A 22,470-nucleotide genomic window follows, 5' to 3' on the forward strand; every position below is an offset into this window, starting at 1 on the left:
CAGAGTCTACAGCTTCGCCCGCTGAACTCTGCTTTCTCTTTGTGTATCGTCTTCCCCTATAGAAATAGCAATCGCAATTCCGAGCATAAAGAGAAATGCTAAAAAGAGGACGAACCTTGGGAAGAACGGAAATAGTAGCAATGCCCCGACTATCATGAGTGTTAAAGCAACATAGTGCAAGACATATTGGAATAGTTTGTCCATATTTTCGCCCCCCTTTTTGGTAGTTTGTTAGTATTCTATGCTCGTCCACTGAATAATAGAATTATTTTTTTAATCGTTTCTTCATAGTGAAAAATAAGGGATGATGGACACAATTGGGAGGAAGGAATAATCTTAAAACTAATTCTTACCATTTTTATGGGTAAAGTGAATATTGTTGCAGAAAGGAGATTACGATTTAGCAATGGTATCTACGCCAATGATTGATGACCCAAGTGGAACGATTGAAGAGTTCGTTTCAACTAGTAAGCGAAATTATGATGGATATCATAATCCAAAAGTGGATGAATTGGCAGCTCAAGCATTACAAGTATTAGACATTGAAAAATGAACAGAAATTTATAAAAAACTGTATCAAGAACTAAGTGAAGATCCACCAGTTATTTTCTTAAATAATAGTAAAGTTGTTTCTGCATATAATGCGAGAATACAAGGATTACAGGAAGATAATTATAATGGTATATTGTTAAGTCTACCTAAATTAAAGATCCAGCAATAGCTTTTATAAAAATCTTAAAATATTTAAATAGAAAGAATTGACAAAATATAACGGACGATATAAGCTAATAACCATAAAGTCTAGCGGAAAAGTCGGAATAAGAATGTTACCCCTCGTAAACATCTATTTTTTTGTATTTAAAACCGACTTTTCCGATGGGTTATAAAAATGTTGCTGTGGGAGGCATATATAAGGCAAGCAGTTCATAAGGTGTAATTATTAAAAAAAGTTAGGGTGGGGACAATGAAGAAAAAGACAAAAAAATGGGCTGGTGTATTTTCTATTTTACTGAGTAGTTCGCTTGTGTTATCGGCTTGTGGGGGACAAGAGGATAAGGCTTCGACAGAGCCGGCAAAACAGCAGGATGTGAAAGATTTAAAAATAGAGAAGGTTGCAGCGACAGATAAATCAAAAAATCCTGAGAAAGCGAAACAGAGAAAAGATACACTTATTGTAGGAATTTCAAAGCCTGGTGGTGTGTTCTTACCTTATTTCCAAGAGAATGGTTGGGACGGTAACGTAACATCAGTTATATTTGCATCTCTTGTATCAACAGATAAGCAAGGGAAACCAGTTCCAGAGCTTGCAGAGAAATGGGATGTATCTTCTGATCAATTAAAGTACACGTTCCACTTACGAAAAAATTTGAAATTTAGTGATGGTTCACCGTTAACAGCAGATGATGTAGCATTTACATTAACATTGCTACATGATAAGGCTTATGAGGGTGGAACAGATATTTCACAGTATGCAATTAAGGGTGGCAAAGATTATAAAGAAGGAAAAGCTACATCTATTGAAGGGATTAAAGTAGTTGATCCACAAACAATTGAAATTACGACAGAAAAAGTAAACTCACAAGCGTTAGTAAACTTCGGAGGACCTGTCTTATCTAAAGCATATTATGGAAAAGACTATAAGCAAAACACAAGCTTAAATTATTTAAAAGAGTTATATGGTAACCCGGTTGCTGCTGGTCCTTATAAATTAGAAAAATATATTCCAGGTCAAGAAGTACGATTTGTAGCAAATGAGCAGTATTATGCGGGAAAGCCAAAAGTTAAAAACTTTATTTACAAAATTACATCACCAGATACAAGTTTCCAATTATTCCAAACAGGAGAAACGGATTATGAAGGATTTGCTGCTAATAATGACAATATTGAACAATTAAAGAGTTTAGGTTTTGCTAACTTCAATATTGAAACAGTAAGCTCATACTCATTCGTTTACTTTAATAATAAGAAGCCATATTTAAAAGATAAAAAAGTACGTCAAGCACTTATTTACGGATTAGATCGTAAAAAATATGTAGATACAAACTTCCAAGGAAATGCTTCTGTTGCAAATATACCAATTTCACCAACTTCATGGGCATATGATGATAAGGGTATAAATCAATACGAATATAATTTAGAGAAAGCAAAAAAATTGTTAGATGAAGCTGGTTGGAAAGTTGGATCTGATGGTATTCGCGAAAAGGATGGTCAGAAATTAAAGTTAAGCTATTATGCAGCAAGTGGAAGAAAGCAAGAAGAGGTATTTATACCAATTGCAAAAGAGAACTATAAAGCATTAGGTGTGGAGTTCAATCCGGAAATTATGGACTTTAATACTCTTGTGTCGAAGGTTGGAAAGTTTGATTATGATTTAGCAGCTGTTGCGACACCAATTATTTCTGATCCGAGTGAAACTGTAGGTGAGTTTGAATCTACGCATCCAGATAACTCAGCGGGTTATAGTAACCCAAAAGTGGATGAATTAATTAAAAAAGGTATTGAAACAGTTGACATTGAAAAAAGAAAACCTATTTATAAAGAGTTATATAAAGAATTAAGCGATGATCCACCTGTAATTCTATTAAATTATCGCAAAAGTATTTCAGCACACAATGCACGTGTGAAAGGAATTGACCCAGAGAAATACGATAGTATTAGTTCAAACCTGCCTGTTTTATCTATTGAACAATAGGGATAAGTAAGGAGAAGTAGAAGACATTTTTTCATACAGCTGTAAGGTCGTGCTGTTTTGAAAAAATGTTCTTCTATTTTTAAGTAACTATGATTGGGGAGACAAAAAGTGAAAACATATATCATTCGTAGGTTTCTACAAATGATTCCTACATTGCTTGGTACATCTATCATTATTTTTTTCTTATTTGCTCTCTTGCCGGGGGATTATGTTGATTCTAATCCAAAGTTAACACCAGAACGCGCACAGGAATTAAGAGAATTGTATGGATTAAATAAACCGATTATTGAGCGGTATTTTCATTGGTTAGGTAATGCGTTACACGGTGATTTTGGTTTCTCGTTGCAATATCAAGAGCCTGTAACATCATTACTTAATAAATTTATTTGGAATACCTTTATTGTTGCTGTTGCAGCTTTATTTTTCACTTGGATAATTGCACTTATTGTTGGTGTTGTTTCAGCGACAAAGCAACATTCATGGTTTGATGGACTTGTAACAATTGGTGTCTTTGCAGCGATGTCGTTCCCATCATTCTTTATCGGTCTATTTTTAATTAAAGTATTTGCTGTTGATCTAAATATATTGCCTATTGGTGGCATGATTGATATAGGAAGTAACTCGACTGGTTTTGCTTACATATTAGAAGTACTAAGACATATGGTTTTACCGGTATTTATTTTAACGCTCCTTGGTGTTGGCTCATTAACTCGTTATTTTAGAACGGGAATGCTTGAAGTTGTAAGACAAGACTATATTCGTACTGCTCGTGCAAAAGGGTTGAAAGAAAGAGTGGTTATTTATAAACATGCATTAAAAAACGCGATTTTACCAGCAATCACATTACTTGCATTTGAATTACCAGGGTTGTTCTCTGGTGCAATCATTATTGAACAAATTTTTAATTGGCCAGGAATCGGAAGCATTCAATTAGAAGCGTTGAGTTTTCGTGATTACACAGTGTTAATGGCATTTACAATGTTTCTCTCTTGCCTAACAATTATCGCAAACTTTTTGGCAGATATCGTTTATGCGATTGTCGATCCACGTATTCGATTAAAGTAGGGAGGGAGAAAGATGGAGACTGTTGTAACAGTAAAGAAGAAAAAAAAGAAAAAAGGAAATGTGACTTCACCTTGGCATCAAGCATTTACCAGAATTAAGAAAAATAAATTAGCGTTGTTTGGTTTTTATATCCTAATTTTTATGTTTGTATTTTGTTTTATTGGGCCATTTTTTTCACCATACGTTTCTGGAACGATTCAAGTCACACAAATTAATAAGCCACCCAATTTTTCTCATTGGCTTGGTACAGATCAGCTTGGAAGAGATATTTTAACACGATTAATGCAAGCGGGACGAATTTCATTAACAATTGGTTTAGCTTCGATGGTACTATCCGTCATACTCGGTGCATTATTAGGAGCTATCTCTGGTTTTTATCGTGGTATTGTAGATCATATTATTATGCGTATTGCAGACGTGTTAATGTCTATTCCAGGATTACCATTACTTATCATTATGGGTGCCATCTTATCAGAATGGAAACTTCCATCTGAATATCGACTTTATGTTGTTATGATCATGTTAAGTTTGATTGGATGGCCGGGGCTTGCACGTCTGGTACGAGGACAAATTTTAACACTTCGAGAACAATCATTTATGCAAGCTGCTGATGTATTAGGATTAAAGGATTACCGGAAGATTGTACATCATTTAATTCCGAATGTATTCCCTTTATTAATTGTTGTGGCAACGTTAGGTGTAGCGGGAGCTATTTTAAGTGAATCAGCATTAAGTTATTTAGGTCTTGGGGTTGTTCCACCTACGCCATCATGGGGGAATATGATTAGTGCAGCAAACTCATTAATTGATTTCCAAAAACGTCCATGGTTATGGATACCGCCTGGTTTTGCGATTTTTATAACAGTTGTATCAATTAACTTACTTGGTGATGCACTTCGTGATGCATTAGATCCAAAAATGAAGCGGTAGGTGAGGAATCATGAGTAAAGCAGTAATAGAACTACAAGATTTACAAACACACTTTCATACGGAAGAAGGTACAGTGAAAGCTGTGAATCATGTTAGCTTTTCTGTACGAGAAGGTGAAACAGTTTGTGTAGTGGGAGAATCAGGTTGTGGGAAAAGTGTAACGGCTTTATCTATTATGGGACTTATTGCGGAATCTGGCGGCATTGTTGGCGGTGATATTCTTTATGAAGGCCAAAGTCTTTTGGGGATGAAAGAGAAAGAACTTCGAAGTTTAAGAGGAAATGATATCGCGATGATTTTTCAAGAACCAATGACATCTCTTAACCCAGTTTTTACTGTTGGAGAACAAATTGTTGAGACGTTAAGAGAGCATGAGCTCCTTAGTGAAAATGAAGCATATAAAAAAGCTATTGAATTAATTCGTAAGGTTGGTATTGCACGTGCCGATGAAATTGTTCATTCGTATCCCCATGAGCTAAGCGGTGGGATGCTGCAACGGATCATGATTGCGATTGCACTGAGTTGTAACCCTAAATTACTAATTGCTGATGAGCCCACAACAGCACTAGATGTTACAATTCAGGCGCAAATACTAGATTTATTAAGACAGGTAAAAGAAGAATTTAAAACATCTATTTTATTAATTACACATGATTTAGGTGTTGTAGCAGAAATGGCAGATTATGTTGTTGTGATGTATGGTGGCAAAGTCATTGAAGAAGCACCTGTACTGGAGCTATTCCAAAATCCTAAACACCCATATACAAAAGGATTATTAAAATCAAAGCCGGTAATGGGGAAACGAACAGATAAACTTTATTCGATTCCGGGGCAAGTTCCAAACTTAGTTGGTTTAGATGAATTTTGCTACTTTAGCGGTCGCTGTGAACATTGCATGGATATATGTAAGAATGAGGCGCCAGGCCTTGGAGTGCATGAAGATCATCATAAAGTAGCTTGCTGGTTATATGAGGAGCGTGCTGAGCAATGAGTGAACCTTTATTAGAAGTGAAGAATTTAAAAACGCATTTTCCGATTAAGGGCGGCGTATTTGGTAGAACGATTGGGCATGTAAAAGCAGTAGACGGAGTAAGCTTTACGATTAATAAAGGTGAAGTGTTTGGTCTAGTAGGTGAATCTGGAAGTGGAAAAACGACAATTGGTAAAACCATTCTTCGTCTCGTTCAAAAAACAGAAGGTGAAGTGAAATTTAAAGGGCAAGATGTTCATACGTTATCGAAAGAGGAATTACGAAAGTATCGTCCTAATATGCAACTTGTATTCCAAGACCCGTTTAGTTCATTGAATCCACGGATGAGAATTGGAGAAGCGCTTGGTGAACCAATGCTAGCACATGGCTTAGCTACGAAAGAGAATGTTCGTGAAAAAGTGTTAGAAGTATTAGAACTATGTGGTTTAGCACCATATCATATTGATCGTTATCCGCATGAGTTTTCGGGAGGACAACGCCAGCGTATTGTTATTGCAAGGGCGATGGTATTAAATCCAGAATTTATTGTTGCTGATGAACCTGTTGCAGCATTAGATGTATCTATTCAAGCACAAATTATAAACTTGTTCAGGGAATTACAAGAGAAAAAAGGTTTATCCTATTTATTTATTTCACATGATTTAAGTGTTGTCGAACACTTATGTACAAAAATTGGAATTATGTATTTAGGGACAATCGTGGAAACAGCTCCCCGTGACGAGTTGTTTGCAAATCCGCTTCATCCATATACGAAGGCGCTGTTATCAGCTGTACCAATTCCTGATCCCGCTGTTAAGCGAGAACGAATTATTTTGCAAGGTGATATTCCAAGTCCAGCGAATCCACCTTCAGGCTGCCGTTTTCATACACGTTGCCCGTTTGCGACGGATATTTGTAAGCAAGCTGTACCAGAATTTCGTGATATTGGGGAAGGGCATCTCGTTGCTTGTCATCATGTATAAAAGAAAAAGGACTCTTTCAAATATGAAAGAGTCCTTTTTTATTTGCTTGATGATGGTTGTTTTAGTACATACTGTTCAATTGCACGAGCAACACCATGCTCGTCATTTGTTAATGTAACAACATCACATAATTTCTTTACATCTTCTTCAGCATTCCCCATAGCAACAGATAGGCCAGCTACCTCTAGCATTGGTACATCGTTAAAGTTGTCTCCAATGGCAATCGTATCTTGAATTGGAATATTGAAATAAGACGCCATTTCTTGTAATCCATTTCCTTTATGACCATGCTTGTCCATAATTTCTAAATTTGTCGGAGCTGATGCTGTAACCATAATTTCTTTATCTTCTTGTAAAGACTGTAGTAGTTGTGAGCGATGCTCTGCGTCAAACGTCAAAATAAAGAATTTCGAGATTTCTAGCTCTGGATTATTTACGACATCTTCGATTTTTTGGAAATCAGTAATTAAGTTCGATTTTTTTTGCTTCTCTGTAATTCGTTCCAGTTCTTCAATTGTGACATCAAGTGCATGCTTATTTTCTTCGAATGCATGCATTACTTTTTCATTCCAATTATAAGGAGAATAAACTCCTTTATTTGTGTACAACTTATATGGAAATCCTTCAGATTCTAGTAATTTAGCAAGCTTGTATACTTTATCATTTTGTAAACAACGTGCGTTAATTACTTTTCCGTCAACATAAACAATTGCCCCATTACTTGCTCCAACTGGAAGTGATAATTGATACTCTTCCAATAGTTTTAAAGCATCTTCTTTTGCACGACCAGAGCAAATCATTACAACATGACCGGCTGCTTTAGCATCATGAATAGCTTGTAAATTTTCCTTGGAGATTTCAAGTTTAGATGATAGTAGTGTACCATCCATATCTAGTGCGACTAATTTCAAACTGACCACCTCTTTGTTTTTTATTATACATAGTTATCTTGAGGAAACATATAAACTTATCTTGGGCTTTATGGAAATGTTAATGAGACAAACCTTTAAAATGATTCCGAAAGAGTATGATGAGGGAGCAAAATTGAAAAGGTACTCGTTCTACTACGTTTTATTTCGATTTGTAACCTAATATTACATTAATGTTACAAGTATGTATGTGTTGGAAACCGCTGTATAAAGGGGTTTATAAAAAATATTAATAATATCGTAAAAAAAATGTAATAAATTTTACGTATTCATATTGCAGTATGAAAAAACTTATGTTACATTAATGTTACAAACGTTACACAAGTTAACTTAATGTAACGATAAGATAAAAACTATGAATTAATCATTTCTTAGAAATTACATATAAATATCTATTGATAAGGAGAGCGTAAATATGAAAAAAGAACAAGTATTACAACTAACAAAAATGGATTTATTAGGATCAGCAGGTGGAGCAGCAGTATTAACAGCATTAATCGTACTTCTTTCTAACGTTTTAGTATAATAGAAACTTTGTACAAGCAGTAGAACGGATCGTATCAAATAAAAAAAGTTATGAACTGAAGGGAGAATGGAGAATATGGAAAACAAAGAAGTGTTACAAGTAACAAAGATGGATTTATTAGGATCAGCGAGCGGAGCAGCAATATTAACAGCATTAATCGTACTTTTTTCTAACGTTTTAGTATAATAGAAACTTTGTACAAGCAGTAGAACGGACAGTACCAAATAAAAATAAAGTTATGAATTGAAGGGAGAATGGGAAACATGGAAAACAAAGAAGTATTACAACTAACAAAAATGGACTTATTAGGATCAGCAGGAGCAGCAACAGTATTAACAGCATTAATCGTATTTCTTTCAAGTGTATTAGTATAATAGAAGTTTTGTACAAGTAATAGAGCAGAATGAAGATTGCAAAATAAAGCTGAAAGGAGAATGGGGAATATGGAAAACAAAGAAGTATTACAAGTAACAAAAATGGATTTATTAGTATCGGCGAGTGGAGCAGCAGTATTAACAGCGCTCATTGTATTCCTTACAAATGTATTAGTATAATGAATATAGAGAAACAGAATTACCTATATCTTATTAAGACAATTATCCTAAAAAAATAAAGGCCCTAACGTATTATAGATGTTTAATATGTTAGGGTCTTTTTATTTTTGAGGTAACAAAGAGACATACTACCAGCTTTGATTATGTTGTTTTAAATAGAAAAAAGTCGAATTTTATATGGGAGAAAAAAAGAGGTATTTGACAGAAAAGATAGAAAACTTTAAAAGTCAGAAATTTGTTAGCTTGCTAACTAATTTTTTTATTGGTAGATGGAAGCGTTTTCGGATGGTTCTAAGTATGTAACATTCAATTTATTTACAGGGGGATGAGGAATTTATGAAACAAAAATCTATGGATACGTTAGCTGCACAAATGGAGGATTTCTTTCCGGTACGTGATGTCGATCATTTAGAATTTTATGTAGGAAATGCAAAGCAATCAAGTTATTACCTTGCAAGAGCGTTTGGATTTAAAATTGTTGCCTATTCGGGATTAGAAACAGGGAATCGTGAAAAAGTATCTTATGTTCTCGTGCAAAAAAACATGCGTTTTGTTGTGTCTGGGACTTTAAATAGTGATAGCCGTATTGCAGAATTTGTAAAGATCCATGGTGACGGAGTGAAAGACGTAGCTTTACTTGTTGATGATGTTGAGAAAGCATACTCAGAGGCTGTAAAACGAGGTGCGGTTGCGATTGCTCCACCTGAAGAGTTAACAGATGAACAAGGAACATTAAAAAAAGCAGTAATCGGTACGTATGGCGACACAATCCATACGCTAGTAGAGCGTAAAAATTATAAAGGAACATTTATGCCTGGTTATGAGAAGATTGATTTTGATATTCCGAGTGACGAATCAGGCTTAGTTGCTGTAGATCATGTTGTTGGTAACGTTGAAAAAATGGAAGAGTGGGTTAGCTATTACGAAAACGTTATGGGCTTTAAACAAATGATTCATTTTGATGATGATGATATTAGCACGGAGTATTCCGCGTTAATGTCAAAAGTTATGACAAATGGAAGCCGTATTAAGTTTCCAATTAATGAACCGGCAGATGGAAAGCGAAAATCACAAATTCAAGAGTACTTAGAGTTTTATAACGGTGCAGGTGTACAGCATCTTGCATTGTTGACAAATGATATTGTGAAAACGGTTGAAGCGCTTCGTTCAAACGGAGTTGAATTTTTAGATACACCAGATACGTATTATGAAGAGTTAACAGCACGCGTTGGGAAAATCGATGAAGAAATTGATAAGCTAAAAGAGCTTAAGATTCTTGTGGATCGTGATGATGAAGGGTACTTGCTACAAATTTTCACAAAGCCAATTGTAGATCGCCCAACATTATTTATCGAAATTATTCAGCGTAAAGGTTCTCGAGGATTCGGAGAGGGAAACTTTAAAGCTCTATTCGAATCAATTGAAAGAGAGCAAGAACGACGCGGAAATCTATAAAAATTTACTTATCAGTGGGGGCTGTGTCTCCCACTGATTAAAGTTTCATTTTGTATAAATAGTGAGGAGGAAAATTGATGAAATTGATTACATTTCGTCTTCCTTCAGGAGAGATGCGAGCTGGTTGGCTGGAAGGTGACAAAGTAATTGATATGAATATAGCAAGTAATGGCACTCTTCCTTCATCTATGCTTGCTTTTTTAGAGAAAGCAGATGAATATGTAGAAATAGCCCATGGTATTCGAAAACCAACAAGTGGCATGTACGCTTTGGAAGATGTGCAGCTTTGTGCAGCCATCCCAAACCCAGGTAGTGTTCGTGACTTTTATGCATTTGAGCAACATGTTAAAACGGCTCGTGGTCGTCGTGGATTAGATGTTGTTCCAGAGTGGTATGATATTCCGGTTTTTTATTTTACAAATCATCGTGCTGTCATCGGGCCAGAAGTTACAGTTTCTTGTCCGAAACAAACTCAAAAGCTTGACTATGAGTTAGAAATCGCTTGTGTTATTGGGAAAGAGGGAAGAAATATTTCGCGTGAACAAGCAGAAGAATATATTTTCGGTTATTGTATTATGAATGACTGGAGCGCAAGAGATTTGCAAGCTGAGGAAATGAAAGTAGGGCTTGGTCCGGCAAAAGGAAAGGACTTTGCTACTTCATTAGGAGCTTATCTTGTTACAAAAGAGGAGTTAGATGTTTATCGCACAGGTGAACGTTATAACTTAGAAATGACTGCCCATGTGAACGGAGAGCTATTGTCTAAAGGGAATTTCCGAGATATTTACTATACGTTTGCAGAAATGATAGAACGTGCTTCGCAAGATGTTACGTTATATCCAGGAGATGTAATTGGTTCTGGCACGGTTGGCACTGGTTGTATTTTAGAACTTGGTACAGAAAAGTGGTTACAAGATGGTGACGTTGTAGAACTTACGATCACTGGACTAGGTACATTGCGTAACACAGTGAAAAAAGAAACGAAAGCGGGTGATGGGCATGTATTATCGTCACATGGGGGAGCTTCCTCATAAACGGCATGTACAATTTCGTAAAGAAGATGGATCACTTTATCGTGAACAGGTGATGGGAACGAAAGGTTTCTCTGGTACACAATCTATTTTGTATCATCATTATATGCCAACTGAAGTAGGACATGCTGCGTTAGCGCATTCTTGTCAGTTACAGTATGAAGAAGATGTGGCGCTTGCTCATCGTCATTTTCGCACGAAAGAGAATAGAAAAACTGGAGATGCGGTAAGTGGGAGGAATTTTATATTAGGAAATGAAGATTTATTAATTGGTGTTGTTAATCCGACAGAAAAAATGGATTATTTTTATCGCAATGGTGATGGAGATGAAATGTTATTCGTTCATTATGGAACTGGGAAAATTGAGACAATGTTTGGAACGATTCATTACCGGAAAGGTGATTATGTAATGATTCCAATCGGAACAATTTACCGAGTTATTCCAGATGAAGGACAATCTAAGTTTCTTGTTGTAGAAGCGAATAGCCAAATTACAACACCGCGTCGTTATCGTAATGAGTATGGTCAATTATTAGAACATAGCCCTTTCTGTGAAAGAGACATTCGAGGGCCGGAAAAATTAGAGACATATGATGAAAAAGGCGAGTTTGTTGTCATGACAAAGTCGAGAGGTTATATGCATAAACATGTTATGGGACATCATCCTTTAGATGTTGTCGGATGGGATGGATATTTATATCCTTGGGTCTTTAATGTAGAAGATTTTGAACCGATTACAGGCCGTATTCATCAGCCACCGCCAGTTCATCAAACTTTTGAAGGTCATAACTTTGTTATTTGTTCTTTTGTGCCGCGTTTATATGATTATCATCCGGAAGCAATTCCAGCACCGTATTATCATAGTAACGTAAATAGTGATGAAGTTCTTTATTATGTAGAAGGGAACTTTATGAGCAGAAAAGGTGTAGAAGAAGGTTCAATTACACTCCATCCGAGTGGTATTCCACATGGGCCGCATCCCGGGAAAACAGAAGCAAGCTTAGGGAAAAAAGAAACAATTGAATTAGCGGTTATGATCGATACGTTCCGTCCGCTCCGTATTGTGAAACAAGCGCATGAAACGGAAGATGAGAAGTATATGTATAGCTGGATTGAAGAAGGTTCATATACTAAATAAAGTGAAAATTCCATCAAGGGAGGCTCACTGCCCGTAAATAGCGAGATAAAAGAAAGAGGCATGCTCATAAAATGATTATGCCTCTTTCTTTGGTTGGAATCGACAATTTATAGAATATCAAAAATAATTATAAAAAGATATAGGGATATAGTTATACGTATTGTTTGTATATTATTTATCTTTTTATGTGGAATTACGATTTAATATAGTTTTAAAGCTAAATAATGGAAATGACTGTGTGTGGATTGCATTTTATTCTGCTAGCTGATGAGATATTTTTCTGCTTATTTCGACAAAAGTGTTGACTAAAAAACACGTTATGAGTAAAATAAAAAATAATTAAAATTTTCAGAAAATTAAAACTTAGAGGTGCATGCTATGAAGCGAATTTTTCAAAAAAAGCCGATTGCAAAACTAATGCAAGAAAGTAAACAGAAAACATTAGCGAGAACATTGGGAGCATTGGATTTAACAATGCTTGGAATTGGAGCTATTGTCGGGACAGGTATTTTTGTTCTTACGGGTGTTGTGGCAGCGAAACATTCTGGACCAGCTATCATTTTATCATTTGCTATAGCTGCGTTAGCTTGTGCCTTTGCTGCATTCTGTTATGCAGAATTTGCATCTTCTGTTCCGGTTTCGGGAAGTGTTTACACGTATACGTACGCAACGATGGGAGAGGTATTTGCATTTTTAATTGGATGGGATTTAATGTTGGAATATTTATTAGCAACATCTGCGGTAGCCAATGGATGGTCTGCTTATTTCCAATCCTTGTTAAAAGGTTTTGGGATTCATATTCCGACCATTTTATCTTCTGCTCCTGGAACAGGAAAGGGTGGCCTTATCGATTTACCAGCTGTTATTATCATTTTAATTATGACTGCCCTTTTATCTAGAGGTGTACGTGAAAGTGCTCGCGTAAACAATATTATGGTTTTTATTAAGTTAGCAGTTGTATTACTCTTTATCTTTGCTGGTTTTAATTATGTAAAGCCGGAAAATTGGACGCCGTTCATGCCATTTGGTCTTGATGGTGTAATGGCTGGGGCTGCAACGGTATTCTTTGCATTCATTGGATTTGATGCTGTATCAACGGCAGCGGAGGAGGTAAAACGTCCGCAACGCGATTTACCAATTGGTATTATAGCATCATTACTTATTTGTACGATTCTTTATATCGTTGTTTCACTTATTTTGACAGGAATTGTACCTTATGGTCAGCTGAATATTTCTGATCCAGTAGCTTTTGCACTTCAGTTTATTGGACAAGATGGTTTAGCAGGTGTTATTTCGGTAGGAGCAATTACAGGGATTACAACTGTAATGTTAGTTATGATGTATGGGCAGGTTCGTGTTTCATATGCAATGAGTCGCGATGGGTTATTACCGAAGCGTCTTGCGAAAGTTCATCCGAAATTTAAAACACCGTTTTTAAATACATGGACGACAGGAATTATCGCAGCACTTATTTCGGGGCTTATCGACTTAAATGTATTAGCACACCTTGTAAATATGGGAACATTATCGGCATTTGCTCTTGTAGCAGTTGCGGTTATCGTAATGAGAAAAACACACCCAGATTTACCACGTGTTTTTAAAGTGCCACTTGTACCAGTTTTACCTGCATTAACGGTTATCTTTTGTGTATATTTAATGCTTCAATTATCAGGAACCGCATGGATGAGTTTCGGCATTTGGATGGTGATTGGTATAGCGTTTTACTTCTTATATAGTCGAAAGCATAGTGTTTTAAGTAATAAAAAGGATGAGGAGAATGTAGCGAATTTATAGGAAAAAGATCCGTTCTAAATAGAATAGAACGGATCTTTTATTTTGAAAATTTACATTTTTCTAAAATTAATATAAGATAAGGAGTGGTTGATTAAAGGGGTGTTGTAAATGAAAAAGACGTGGCGTGAGTTACAAGCAATGGACCGTAATGTGTGGATTCGTTTTATAGGAGAAACACTGAATGGAATTGCAATGATGATGTTAATGCCATTTTTTGCATTGTATTTAAAAGATAAAGTAGATTCTTTATTACAAGTAGGGATTATTATGGCGCTTTCTCCTATTGCGGCAAGCTTTGGTTCGCTTATAGGTGGCCGAATTGCTGATATATATGGTAGAAAACCTATTATGATATTTTCGATGGCAAGTAATGCATTGTTGATGCTCGGTTTTTTATTTATAGAAGGATTTATTCCTTATGCTATTTTGTCTATTTTTTTAGGGTTAAGTAATTCATTATTTCATCCAGCAGCATCGGCGATGGTAGCGGATGTCACAGCACCTGAAAAGAGGACGGAGGCATACGGTTTATTGCGAATGGGACATAATATTGGCGCGGCAATCGGACCGATTATGGGTGCTTCTGTAGTTGTACTTTCGAAAAACCTTGTATTTATTATTGCTTCCTCTACAATGCTGCTTTATGCACTTCTTGTGTTAATGCTTATTCAAGAAACGATGCCAAAAACTGCATTGAAAGAGAACGGGAATACGAAAAAGGAAGCAGAATCTGTTTGGAAAGTTGTTTTGAGAGATAAGGTACTTATGATTTATTTATTGACTGGTATTATTATTTCCATGGGTTTCTCGCAAACAGAAGGCATGCTCCCCCTTCATTTTGATAATGAAATGAAAGAAATCTTTGGGAAAAATAACCCATATCCATATTTAATGGCTTTAAACGGCTTGTTAGTTGTCTTATTCCAATTCCAAATTTCAAAATGGGCAACAGATAAACCGGTTGGAAAGACGATGTTATATGGGGCATGGTTATTTGGAATCGGGCTGTTATTCATCGGTTGGCTTCCAAGGTGGTTTGGTGAATTTGGAACAGGGGCTACGGTTATTTTAATAACATTACTTGTTGTCTATGCGGTATATACGCTAGGTGAAATGATTATGTCTCCTGTACAAATGACATTTGTTGCAAATTTGGCACCAGAGCATTTACGTGGAACATATATGGGGGCGGCAAGTTTGCAGTGGATTACAGGGAATGCGTTCGGCCCGCTTCTTGGCGGACTACTACTTGATCGATCGCTTGGGCATGTATTGTTTACGATTTTAGGAGTGGGGTGTGTAATAGCCGGTCTTGTATATATTTCTTTAGATCACCTTGTAGAACAAAGACAAAGGGAAAATGTGGTGAAACAATCTTCTTAATCAATAGGTGACATACACAAAAAACAGCATTTCTTCATATATATTAGATACATAACTAGATCAGGGGATGACACAGATTTGGTGCAAGAAAAGGATATGAATTTACAATAGCTGTTCGTAAAAATGTAATTGGTGAAACCGTCCTGCCATTTATCCCACTATTTGCGGGCAGTAAGACCCCCGCCTCAAAATTCAGCAAAAGTAAAGAAGTTAGGTGGGGTGTGTAATAGCCCGTAAAAACCCGATTCGTTCAACTAATAATCAGTGGGGGATGAAGAAAATCCCCACTGATTAAAGTTTCACTTTATGGAAGTTTCATTTTATCGCGCTATTCGAAGGCGGTAAGACCCTTATTGAGAAAAGTTTTACTTTATTTCAAATAGGAACTGCCTATTTTTATAAAAAGTGCTAAAATAGAAAAATGAAAACAATTGGTTAGGGTGATTTCATTGACGAAAATTAAATTAGGTTTATTATATGGTGGGAAATCAGCAGAGCATCAAGTTTCATTACAAACAGCTCTTGCTGCTATTAAAGCATTAAATCAAGAAAAATTCGAGATTCATCCAATTTATATTACAGAGCAAGGCCAATGGATGCGTGGTGAACGCATTGAAGGTGAAGTAACGAGCGTGCAAGCATTGCAAATGAATGGAGAGGAAAATGCAATTTCTCCAGTATCATTAAGTACAGAAATTATACCTTCTTCTTCTAAGCAAGAAGAGGCAATTGATGTTATTTTCCCGCTGTTACATGGACCGAATGGTGAAGATGGAACAGTACAAGGATTATTAGAGTTAATGAATATTCCATACGTTGGTAACGGTGTATTAGCATCAGCTGCTGGTATGGATAAAGTTGTTATGAAAAATATCTTTGCTGAAGCTGGATTGAAACAAGCGAAGTATGCATCTTTCATTCGCAGTGTATGGGAGAAAAATTGCCAAGCAGCTTATGAAAAGGTAGAAGAAGTATTAGGCTACCCATGCTTTGTCAAACCAGCAAACCTTGGGTCAAGTGTTGGTATCAATAAATGTAAAGATCGTGAAGAATTAGAAAAAGCATTTGAAGAAGCGTTCCAATTTGACCGCAAAATTATCGTAGAAGAAAATATTGTAGGTCGTGAAGTGGAAGTTGGCGTTTTAGGTAATGATGAGCCAAAATGCTCTGTTGTCGGTGAGATTGTACCGAAGAAAGAGTTTTATGATTATAAATCAAAATACATTGATGGCGATACGGCATTAATTATTCCAGCTGAAATTACAGAAGAAGAGTCAAAGGTGATTCAAAGAGATGCAATTCGTGCATTCCAATCTTTAGATGGTGCTGGATTAACAAGAGCGGATTTCTTCTTAACGAAAGATGGGGAAGTATATATTAATGAAGTAAATACAATGCCAGGATTTACGCCATTTAGTATGTTCCCGCTGCTATGGCAACACACGGATTTGCCATATCCGAAGTTAATTGAAGAATTGATTCGTTTGGCAATTGAGCGTCACGAAGAAAAGCAAAAAATTAAATATACAATCTAACAAAAAAGGGGGAAGCACTATTCAAGAGAATAGTGTTTCTTCTATGTAAGGAGTGGTATGTATGATGAAACGAACGTTAAAACAAGTAGAGCAAATGGTAATGGGTGCAGGTTTAGCGGAAAAATACGTTAATGAAACTGTACAAGGTGTATCTATTGATACAAGAAAAATTACAACAGGAAACTTATACATTCCGATTCAGGGTGATCGCTTTGATGGTCATTCTTTTGTAGAAAAAGCAATTGAAAATGGAGCTGTAGCTACGCTTTGGAAAAAAAATATGAAAAATCCTCCTGTGAATATACCAGTGATTTTTGTAGAAGATACACTAGAAGCGCTGCAAACATTAGCAAAGAGCTATCGTGATCAGTTAGATGTAAAAGTTATAGGTGTAACAGGAAGTAACGGTAAAACGTCTACGAAAGATATTGTGACAAGCCTCCTTGCAACCAAATTTAAGGTTCAAAAAACAGAGGGGAACTTTAATAACCATATCGGTTTGCCGCTTACTATTTTAAGCCTAGAAGAAAATACAGAAATGGCGGTATTAGAGATGGGAATGTCGGGCCGAGGTGAAATTGAATTTTTATCTAAGTTAGCTCGCCCGAATGCTGCAATCATTACAAATATTGGGGAAGCACATTTGCTGGATTTAGGATCTCGCGATGCGATTGCTGAGGCGAAACTTGAAATTGTTACAGGATTACAGGATGGTGGAGTATTTGTATACAATGGTGATGAACCGCTTTTAACAAATCGTGTTCCGAGCATGAACCTAGCTGCGGAGACAATTACATTTGGTGATGCAAGGGCGAATAATTATTATCCAACATCTGTAACGTTGCAGGCGACAGGAACGTACTTTAAGATGAATCAGGATGAGAATGTTGCGTTCTATCTTCCAGTTCTTGGGAAGCACAATGTGTATAATACACTTGCATCAATGGCGATTGCGAAATACTTCGGTGTAACGTGGGAAGAAATGAAGCGAGGTTTAGTAACACTTCAAATGACAGGTATGCGAATGGAAATTGTGAAAACAGAAAATGGGTTAACAATTATTAATGACGCATATAATGCAAGTCCAACAGCTATGGAAGCTGCCTTTCATTTAATGAATGGTTTAGACGGATTTTCTAAAAAAATTGTTGTTCTTGGTGATATGCTAGAGCTTGGAAACCAAGAAGTGCAATTTCATTATGAAGTTGGTAAGTTAATTGACCCTGCACGAATCTCCTATGTATTTACGTACGGTAGGCTTGGGGCGCAAATTGCTGAAGGAGCAAAAATTAACTTCCCTAATGAACGTGTAAAAGCATATGACAATAAAGAAGAGCTTGTGAAAAATTTACAAGCAGTCGTTGATGTGAAAGACGTTGTATTAGTAAAAGCATCTCGCGGAATGAAGTTGGAAGAAGTTATTACGATGTTGAAATAATTGGTGCGTGTAAATAGGGATGATAGATACAAAAATAGTGGAAACTGCTAATAAGCGCTTACAGTAAAAAAATAAAAAAATAAAAGTGAAGAAAAAAGCTCTTTATATGAAATAAGGTAACAGTTGGGTTTGCTTTTTGCACATACAAAACTTATAATTGATAAAGTGTAATAACGTTTAGAAGTATTTTCGCGAAGAATATACGCCCGTTTATATACGTGAGCATTCAGGAAAAGGGCTTTTCCGCAAATTCGGAAAACGCCTTTTTTTAAATGATAAGTATAGGATAGAAAAGGAGAAGTAACATTGACAACATTTCGAGAATTAGGATTAAGTGATTCTTTACTACAATCTGTTGAAAGTATGGGCTTTGAAGAGGCTACGCCAATTCAAGCTGAAACAATTCCACATGCATTGCAAGGTAAAGACATTATTGGGCAAGCACAAACAGGTACAGGGAAAACGGCAGCATTTGGATTACCACTATTAGATAAAGTGGATACACATAAAGAATCAGTTCAAGGTATTGTTATCGCACCAACGCGTGAATTAGCAATCCAAGTTGGAGAAGAACTTTACAAAATTGGTAAACATAAACGTGTTCGTATTTTACCAATCTATGGTGGCCAAGATATTAACCGCCAAATTCGTGCTCTAAAAAAACACCCACACATTATTGTTGGTACGCCGGGTCGTATTTTAGATCATATTAACCGTAAAACACTTCGTCTACAAAACGTAGAAACTGTTGTTCTTGACGAAGCAGATGAAATGTTAAACATGGGCTTCATTGAAGATATTGAAGCAATTTTAACAGATGTGCCAGAAACACATCAAACATTATTATTCTCAGCAACAATGCCAGACCCAATCCGTCGTATTGCTGAGCGTTTCATGACTGAGCCTCAACACATTAAAGTAAAAGCAAAAGAAGTAACAATGCCAAACATTCAGCAGTTCTATTTAGAAGTGCAAGAAAAGAAAAAGTTTGACGTGTTAACACGTTTATTAGATATTCAATCTCCAGAGCTTGCGATTGTATTTGGTCGCACAAAGCGTCGTGTGGATGAGTTATCAGAAGCTTTAAACTTACGCGGTTATGCAGCAGAAGGTATTCATGGTGATTTAACACAAGCGAAACGTATGTCTGTATTGCGTAAATTTAAAGAAGGTTCTATTGAAGTTCTTGTTGCAACAGACGTTGCGGCGCGTGGTCTTGATATTTCAGGTGTAACACACGTATATAACTTCGATATCCCACAAGATCCAGAATCATATGTTCACCGTATTGGTCGTACTGGCCGTGCTGGTAAAAAAGGTATTGCAATGCTATTTGTAACGCCACGTGAATCAGGACAATTAAAAAATATCGAACATACAACAAAACGTAAAATAGACCGTATGAATGCACCGACACTTGACGAAGCATTAGAAGGTCAACAACGTTTAATCGCAGAAAAACTTCAAAGCACAATTGAAAGTGATAACTTATCATACTACAAACGTATTGCAGAAGAAATGTTAGAAGAAAATGATTCTGTAACTGTTGTAGCAGCTGCTTTAAAAATGATGACAAAAGAGCCAGATACAACACCGATTGCCTTAACATCAGAGCCACCAGTTGTTTCAAGAGGTTCTAAAAAGCGCGGTGGTAACGGAAATGGATACCGTGATGGTAACCGTAGTCGCGATGGACGTGGTGGAGATGGTCGTAATCGCGATCGCAACCGTGATGGTCGCAATCGTGACGGTAACCGTGATGGTAATCGTAACCGTGGTCGTAAAGGTGAAGGTCAGGGGCGCCCAGGATCTTCAAATGGACGCGGCGAAAGAAAACATCATAGCCGTAAGCCACAAGCTTAATAAAAAAGAGGATGACCAAAAGGTCATCCTCTTTTTTATTTGTGTAATTGTGCATACTACAAGTAAGTTGTATAGAAAAGAGGGACTTTATGCTTGTAAGACTTGGCTATGTAGCGATGAGTGTACACTTAAACAATGCATCTCCATCTCAAACGATGACATATACACAATTTCAACGTATTAAAGATCGAGAGGCGGCGATTCATAAACTTGAAAGAATTTCTAATTCTAATTTAGAAAATTGTTTACGGTTATTAAAGCATAATAAGGGACATGATATAGCATTTTTTCGGCTTAGTTCAAAGTTAATTCCTCTAGCAAACCATGAAGAATTGTTGGGTTGGAATTACATTCGTCCTTTAAAAGAGAAATTAAAAGAAGTGGGTGAGTATGCGCATCGGATGAAGATGAGGATCGATTTTCATCCTGATCACTTTGTTGTGCTAAATTCACCGCAAGAAAATATTGTAAAACAATCAATAAAGACGCTTCAAATGCATCGGAAATTATTGAAAGGAATGGGCATACAGCGGAGTCATCGCTCTGTGTTACATGTTGGTGGTGGATATGATGATAAAGAACTTGCGTTAGAACGTTTCATTGAAAATTGGTCAAATGTTCCTGCAAGTATTCAAGAAATGATTATGTTAGAAAATGATGATACGACCTTTTCATTAAAAGAAACACTATATTTAGGTGAAAAATTGGCAGTTCCAGTCGTGTTTGACCTGCATCATCATATGATGAATAACGATGAAGAAGATTGGTATGAAGATTGGGACCGTGTAGTAAATACTTGGAAAACATCTTTATTACCAATCAAAATGCATATTTCCAGCCCGAGAGAAGGCAATGATCCTCGAGCGCACGCAGACTTTATTAATGCAGATACCTTTCTATCCTTTTTACAGAAAATCAAAGGTAGCGTTTCGCAAATTGATTGTATGATTGAAGCGAAAAAGAAGGATGAATCTTTATTTCAATTAATACGAGATCTTGGTACAAAATCAGAGGTGGAAATGATTGATGGCGGGAGCTTTTATATTAAATAAGCTCTACACCATCGTTTTTTTTTGCTAAAAATGGAGTGCAAATACCACCAATTAGTAGTCCGGTTAAATGGCTAATAGGATTAGCGGACGGATTGAAGAATGTGAAAAGAAGTAATAGTAATATAATTGAAGAAAAGAAAATTAATTCTTTTGGTTGAGAAGACCGATAGCGACTATATAAAAGAAAAAGCTGTGCACCGAGTAATCCGAAAATTCCACCTGATGCGCCGGCATGAACATACCCGATGGGCATAATAATATAAGAGAAAATATTGCCGCTAATGCCAGCAGTAAAAAATAAAATAGGGAATCGAATACTCCCTAGTTGTTTTTCGATAGATTGACCGAGAAGAAATAGACAAATGCTATTGGAAAGAAAGTGCTGAAAGTCTACATGTATAAATAGAGAAGTTATAAATCGCCACCATTCTCCCTTAGAAATACATTCATTGTAAGCAGCTAAAGTAGGGAAGAAAAGATCTCCTATTATCATCATGATTAGTTGCAAGAAAAGTAAAGAGAGAATGACGGGTTGTAAGGTGGTTCGCATATAGGGTATTGGCATTTTATATTTTCACTCCTTTTGCATCAGAAAGATTCTCTGTTATTCTTACAATATGAATGAAGGAAGACAAATAGAAGAAGGGGAATTTTGAAATGATTATAGGGATCGGAATTGATATTATCGAACTAAATCGAATTGAAAAAATGCTAGATGGAAAGCTTAAATTTATGGAGCGTATTTTAACTGAGGAGGAACGTAGTGTTGCTTCTAAATTAAAAGGGAATCGTCTTGTAGAATTTGTAGCGGGAAGATTTGCAGCGAAAGAAGCGTATTCTAAAGCTCTTGGAACTGGTATTGGAAAAGAAGTGAGTTTTTTGGATATTGAAATAAAAAATGATGATAGAGGTAAGCCAGTTCTTATTGCAAATACAGAGCAGATTGTTCATCTATCAATCAGTCATAGTAGAGAATTTGCAGTGGCACAGGTTGTTTTAGAAAGCTCGGCACGCTAGTCTGCATATTTTACATCTTTGTCTCATATATTTGATTTAGCGATAAGGAAGAAATATCTTCCATTCATTTATAGGGGCAAAGGGGCTGAAATGATGAAAAGGCGGCTATTTTTAG

General features: G+C 36.3%; 22 protein-coding genes and 1 pseudogene. 20 read left to right on the forward strand and 3 right to left on the reverse strand.

Annotated features, from left to right (window positions below):
- Positions 1-6: 6 nt before the first annotated feature.
- On the reverse strand, positions 7-204 hold the full coding sequence (locus tag ACM6HU_RS13525; RefSeq protein ID WP_016117012.1) for a hypothetical protein: 198 nt from the start codon (positions 202-204) through the stop codon (positions 7-9).
- A 181-nt stretch (positions 205-385) separates the two neighbouring features.
- On the opposite strand from ACM6HU_RS13525, the pseudogene ACM6HU_RS13530 reads away from it, so the two are divergent.
- From ACM6HU_RS13530 to ACM6HU_RS13555, 6 genes and pseudogenes are all read left to right on the forward strand, one after another.
- Positions 386-721 (forward strand): annotated as a pseudogene (locus tag ACM6HU_RS13530) (ABC transporter substrate-binding protein); the annotation flags it as partial.
- 243 nt (positions 722-964) lie between these two features.
- Positions 965-2,692, forward strand: coding sequence for an ABC transporter substrate-binding protein (locus ACM6HU_RS13535; protein ID WP_016117014.1), 1,728 nt, complete (start codon positions 965-967; stop codon positions 2,690-2,692).
- Between the two features lie 108 nt (positions 2,693-2,800).
- On the forward strand, positions 2,801-3,757 hold the full coding sequence (locus ACM6HU_RS13540; RefSeq protein WP_016117015.1) for an ABC transporter permease: 957 nt from the start codon (positions 2,801-2,803) through the stop codon (positions 3,755-3,757).
- Between the two features lie 12 nt (positions 3,758-3,769).
- Entirely contained in the window at positions 3,770-4,687 is a 918-nt protein-coding gene (opp4C, locus tag ACM6HU_RS13545; RefSeq protein WP_016117016.1) for an oligopeptide ABC transporter permease, read from the forward strand.
- Positions 4,688-4,697: 10 nt separating this feature from the next.
- Complete coding sequence (locus ACM6HU_RS13550; protein WP_414848225.1) at positions 4,698-5,678, forward strand: ABC transporter ATP-binding protein; 981 nt, start codon at positions 4,698-4,700, stop codon at positions 5,676-5,678.
- On the forward strand, positions 5,675-6,640 hold the full coding sequence (locus ACM6HU_RS13555) for an ABC transporter ATP-binding protein (RefSeq protein ID WP_016117018.1): 966 nt from the start codon (positions 5,675-5,677) through the stop codon (positions 6,638-6,640). The genes ACM6HU_RS13550 and ACM6HU_RS13555 overlap by 4 nt, the downstream gene beginning before the upstream one ends.
- Before the next feature lie 38 nt (positions 6,641-6,678).
- Here the strand turns inward: ACM6HU_RS13555 and ACM6HU_RS13560 are convergent, their stop codons facing one another.
- Positions 6,679-7,551: a Cof-type HAD-IIB family hydrolase gene (locus tag ACM6HU_RS13560; protein ID WP_016117019.1), complete on the reverse strand. Its 873-nt coding sequence runs from the start codon at positions 7,549-7,551 to the stop codon at positions 6,679-6,681.
- Between the two features lie 433 nt (positions 7,552-7,984).
- On the opposite strand from ACM6HU_RS13560, the gene ACM6HU_RS13565 reads away from it, so the two are divergent.
- The 13 genes from ACM6HU_RS13565 to uvsE all read left to right on the forward strand — a co-directional run bounded on the left by ACM6HU_RS13565 (position 7,985) and on the right by uvsE (position 21,338).
- The gene (locus ACM6HU_RS13565; RefSeq protein ID WP_016117020.1) at positions 7,985-8,095 is read left to right on the forward strand and encodes a DUF3948 family protein; all 111 of its coding nucleotides are present in this window, start codon (positions 7,985-7,987) and stop codon (positions 8,093-8,095) included.
- A gap of 75 nt (positions 8,096-8,170) precedes the next feature.
- Positions 8,171-8,281 carry a DUF3948 family protein gene (locus ACM6HU_RS13570; protein ID WP_016117021.1) on the forward strand — a complete coding sequence of 37 codons (111 nt, stop codon included), beginning with the start codon at positions 8,171-8,173 and terminating at the stop codon, positions 8,279-8,281.
- Between the two features lie 77 nt (positions 8,282-8,358).
- Positions 8,359-8,469: a DUF3948 family protein gene (locus tag ACM6HU_RS13575; RefSeq protein ID WP_016117022.1), complete on the forward strand. Its 111-nt coding sequence runs from the start codon at positions 8,359-8,361 to the stop codon at positions 8,467-8,469.
- A 69-nt stretch (positions 8,470-8,538) separates the two neighbouring features.
- Complete coding sequence (locus tag ACM6HU_RS13580; protein WP_016117023.1) at positions 8,539-8,649, forward strand: DUF3948 family protein; 111 nt, start codon at positions 8,539-8,541, stop codon at positions 8,647-8,649.
- A gap of 336 nt (positions 8,650-8,985) precedes the next feature.
- Entirely contained in the window at positions 8,986-10,104 is a 1,119-nt protein-coding gene (gene hppD / locus ACM6HU_RS13585) for a 4-hydroxyphenylpyruvate dioxygenase (protein ID WP_016117024.1), read from the forward strand.
- A gap of 77 nt (positions 10,105-10,181) precedes the next feature.
- Positions 10,182-11,138 carry a fumarylacetoacetate hydrolase family protein gene (locus tag ACM6HU_RS13590; protein WP_016117025.1) on the forward strand — a complete coding sequence of 319 codons (957 nt, stop codon included), beginning with the start codon at positions 10,182-10,184 and terminating at the stop codon, positions 11,136-11,138.
- Positions 11,104-12,273, forward strand: coding sequence for a homogentisate 1,2-dioxygenase (locus tag ACM6HU_RS13595; protein WP_033671677.1), 1,170 nt, complete (start codon positions 11,104-11,106; stop codon positions 12,271-12,273). Before ACM6HU_RS13590 ends, ACM6HU_RS13595 begins: the two co-directional genes overlap by 35 nt.
- A gap of 378 nt (positions 12,274-12,651) precedes the next feature.
- Positions 12,652-14,067, forward strand: coding sequence for an amino acid permease (locus ACM6HU_RS13600; protein WP_016117027.1), 1,416 nt, complete (start codon positions 12,652-12,654; stop codon positions 14,065-14,067).
- A 108-nt stretch (positions 14,068-14,175) separates the two neighbouring features.
- Entirely contained in the window at positions 14,176-15,450 is a 1,275-nt protein-coding gene (locus ACM6HU_RS13605; protein ID WP_016117028.1) for an MDR family MFS transporter, read from the forward strand.
- A gap of 449 nt (positions 15,451-15,899) precedes the next feature.
- Positions 15,900-16,985, forward strand: coding sequence for a D-alanine--D-alanine ligase (locus ACM6HU_RS13610; protein ID WP_016117029.1), 1,086 nt, complete (start codon positions 15,900-15,902; stop codon positions 16,983-16,985).
- A gap of 61 nt (positions 16,986-17,046) precedes the next feature.
- Complete coding sequence (locus ACM6HU_RS13615) at positions 17,047-18,423, forward strand: UDP-N-acetylmuramoyl-tripeptide--D-alanyl-D-alanine ligase (RefSeq protein ID WP_016117030.1); 1,377 nt, start codon at positions 17,047-17,049, stop codon at positions 18,421-18,423.
- Between the two features lie 306 nt (positions 18,424-18,729).
- Entirely contained in the window at positions 18,730-20,286 is a 1,557-nt protein-coding gene (locus ACM6HU_RS13620) for a DEAD/DEAH box helicase (protein WP_016117031.1), read from the forward strand.
- Positions 20,287-20,375: 89 nt separating this feature from the next.
- Positions 20,376-21,338 carry a UV DNA damage repair endonuclease UvsE gene (gene uvsE, locus ACM6HU_RS13625; protein ID WP_016117032.1) on the forward strand — a complete coding sequence of 321 codons (963 nt, stop codon included), beginning with the start codon at positions 20,376-20,378 and terminating at the stop codon, positions 21,336-21,338.
- Here uvsE and ACM6HU_RS13630 read toward each other — a convergent pair.
- Complete coding sequence (locus ACM6HU_RS13630) at positions 21,331-21,903, reverse strand: rhomboid family intramembrane serine protease (RefSeq protein WP_016117033.1); 573 nt, start codon at positions 21,901-21,903, stop codon at positions 21,331-21,333. The two genes, uvsE and ACM6HU_RS13630, sit on opposite strands and share 8 nt — an antisense overlap.
- A 92-nt stretch (positions 21,904-21,995) precedes the next feature.
- On the opposite strand from ACM6HU_RS13630, the gene acpS reads away from it, so the two are divergent.
- Entirely contained in the window at positions 21,996-22,355 is a 360-nt protein-coding gene (acpS, locus tag ACM6HU_RS13635; protein WP_016117034.1) for a holo-ACP synthase, read from the forward strand.
- Positions 22,356-22,470: the final 115 nt, after the last annotated feature.

The organism is Bacillus sp. IT-79MI2 (assembly GCF_949768135.1).
Classification (GTDB): Bacteria; Bacillota; Bacilli; order Bacillales; family Bacillaceae_G; genus Bacillus_A; species Bacillus_A pseudomycoides.

Excerpts from the sequence above, each read along its gene's own strand:
- ACM6HU_RS13525 (WP_016117012.1), bottom strand. The coding sequence starts at position 204 with ATGGACAAACTATTCCAATATGTCTTGCACTATGTTGCTTTAACACTC.
- ACM6HU_RS13535 (WP_016117014.1), top strand. The coding sequence starts at position 965 with ATGAAGAAAAAGACAAAAAAATGGGCTGGTGTATTTTCTATTTTACTG.
- opp4C (WP_016117016.1), top strand. The coding sequence starts at position 3,770 with ATGGAGACTGTTGTAACAGTAAAGAAGAAAAAAAAGAAAAAAGGAAAT.
- ACM6HU_RS13550 (WP_414848225.1), top strand. The coding sequence starts at position 4,698 with ATGAGTAAAGCAGTAATAGAACTACAAGATTTACAAACACACTTTCAT.
- ACM6HU_RS13555 (WP_016117018.1), top strand. The coding sequence starts at position 5,675 with ATGAGTGAACCTTTATTAGAAGTGAAGAATTTAAAAACGCATTTTCCG.
- ACM6HU_RS13565 (WP_016117020.1), top strand. The coding sequence starts at position 7,985 with ATGAAAAAAGAACAAGTATTACAACTAACAAAAATGGATTTATTAGGA.
- ACM6HU_RS13570 (WP_016117021.1), top strand. The coding sequence starts at position 8,171 with ATGGAAAACAAAGAAGTGTTACAAGTAACAAAGATGGATTTATTAGGA.
- ACM6HU_RS13575 (WP_016117022.1), top strand. The coding sequence starts at position 8,359 with ATGGAAAACAAAGAAGTATTACAACTAACAAAAATGGACTTATTAGGA.
- ACM6HU_RS13580 (WP_016117023.1), top strand. The coding sequence starts at position 8,539 with ATGGAAAACAAAGAAGTATTACAAGTAACAAAAATGGATTTATTAGTA.
- hppD (WP_016117024.1), top strand. The coding sequence starts at position 8,986 with ATGAAACAAAAATCTATGGATACGTTAGCTGCACAAATGGAGGATTTC.
- ACM6HU_RS13590 (WP_016117025.1), top strand. The coding sequence starts at position 10,182 with ATGAAATTGATTACATTTCGTCTTCCTTCAGGAGAGATGCGAGCTGGT.
- ACM6HU_RS13595 (WP_033671677.1), top strand. The coding sequence starts at position 11,104 with ATGTATTATCGTCACATGGGGGAGCTTCCTCATAAACGGCATGTACAA.
- ACM6HU_RS13600 (WP_016117027.1), top strand. The coding sequence starts at position 12,652 with ATGAAGCGAATTTTTCAAAAAAAGCCGATTGCAAAACTAATGCAAGAA.
- ACM6HU_RS13605 (WP_016117028.1), top strand. The coding sequence starts at position 14,176 with ATGAAAAAGACGTGGCGTGAGTTACAAGCAATGGACCGTAATGTGTGG.
- ACM6HU_RS13615 (WP_016117030.1), top strand. The coding sequence starts at position 17,047 with ATGATGAAACGAACGTTAAAACAAGTAGAGCAAATGGTAATGGGTGCA.
- uvsE (WP_016117032.1), top strand. The coding sequence starts at position 20,376 with ATGCTTGTAAGACTTGGCTATGTAGCGATGAGTGTACACTTAAACAAT.
- ACM6HU_RS13630 (WP_016117033.1), bottom strand. The coding sequence starts at position 21,903 with ATGCCAATACCCTATATGCGAACCACCTTACAACCCGTCATTCTCTCT.
- acpS (WP_016117034.1), top strand. The coding sequence starts at position 21,996 with ATGATTATAGGGATCGGAATTGATATTATCGAACTAAATCGAATTGAA.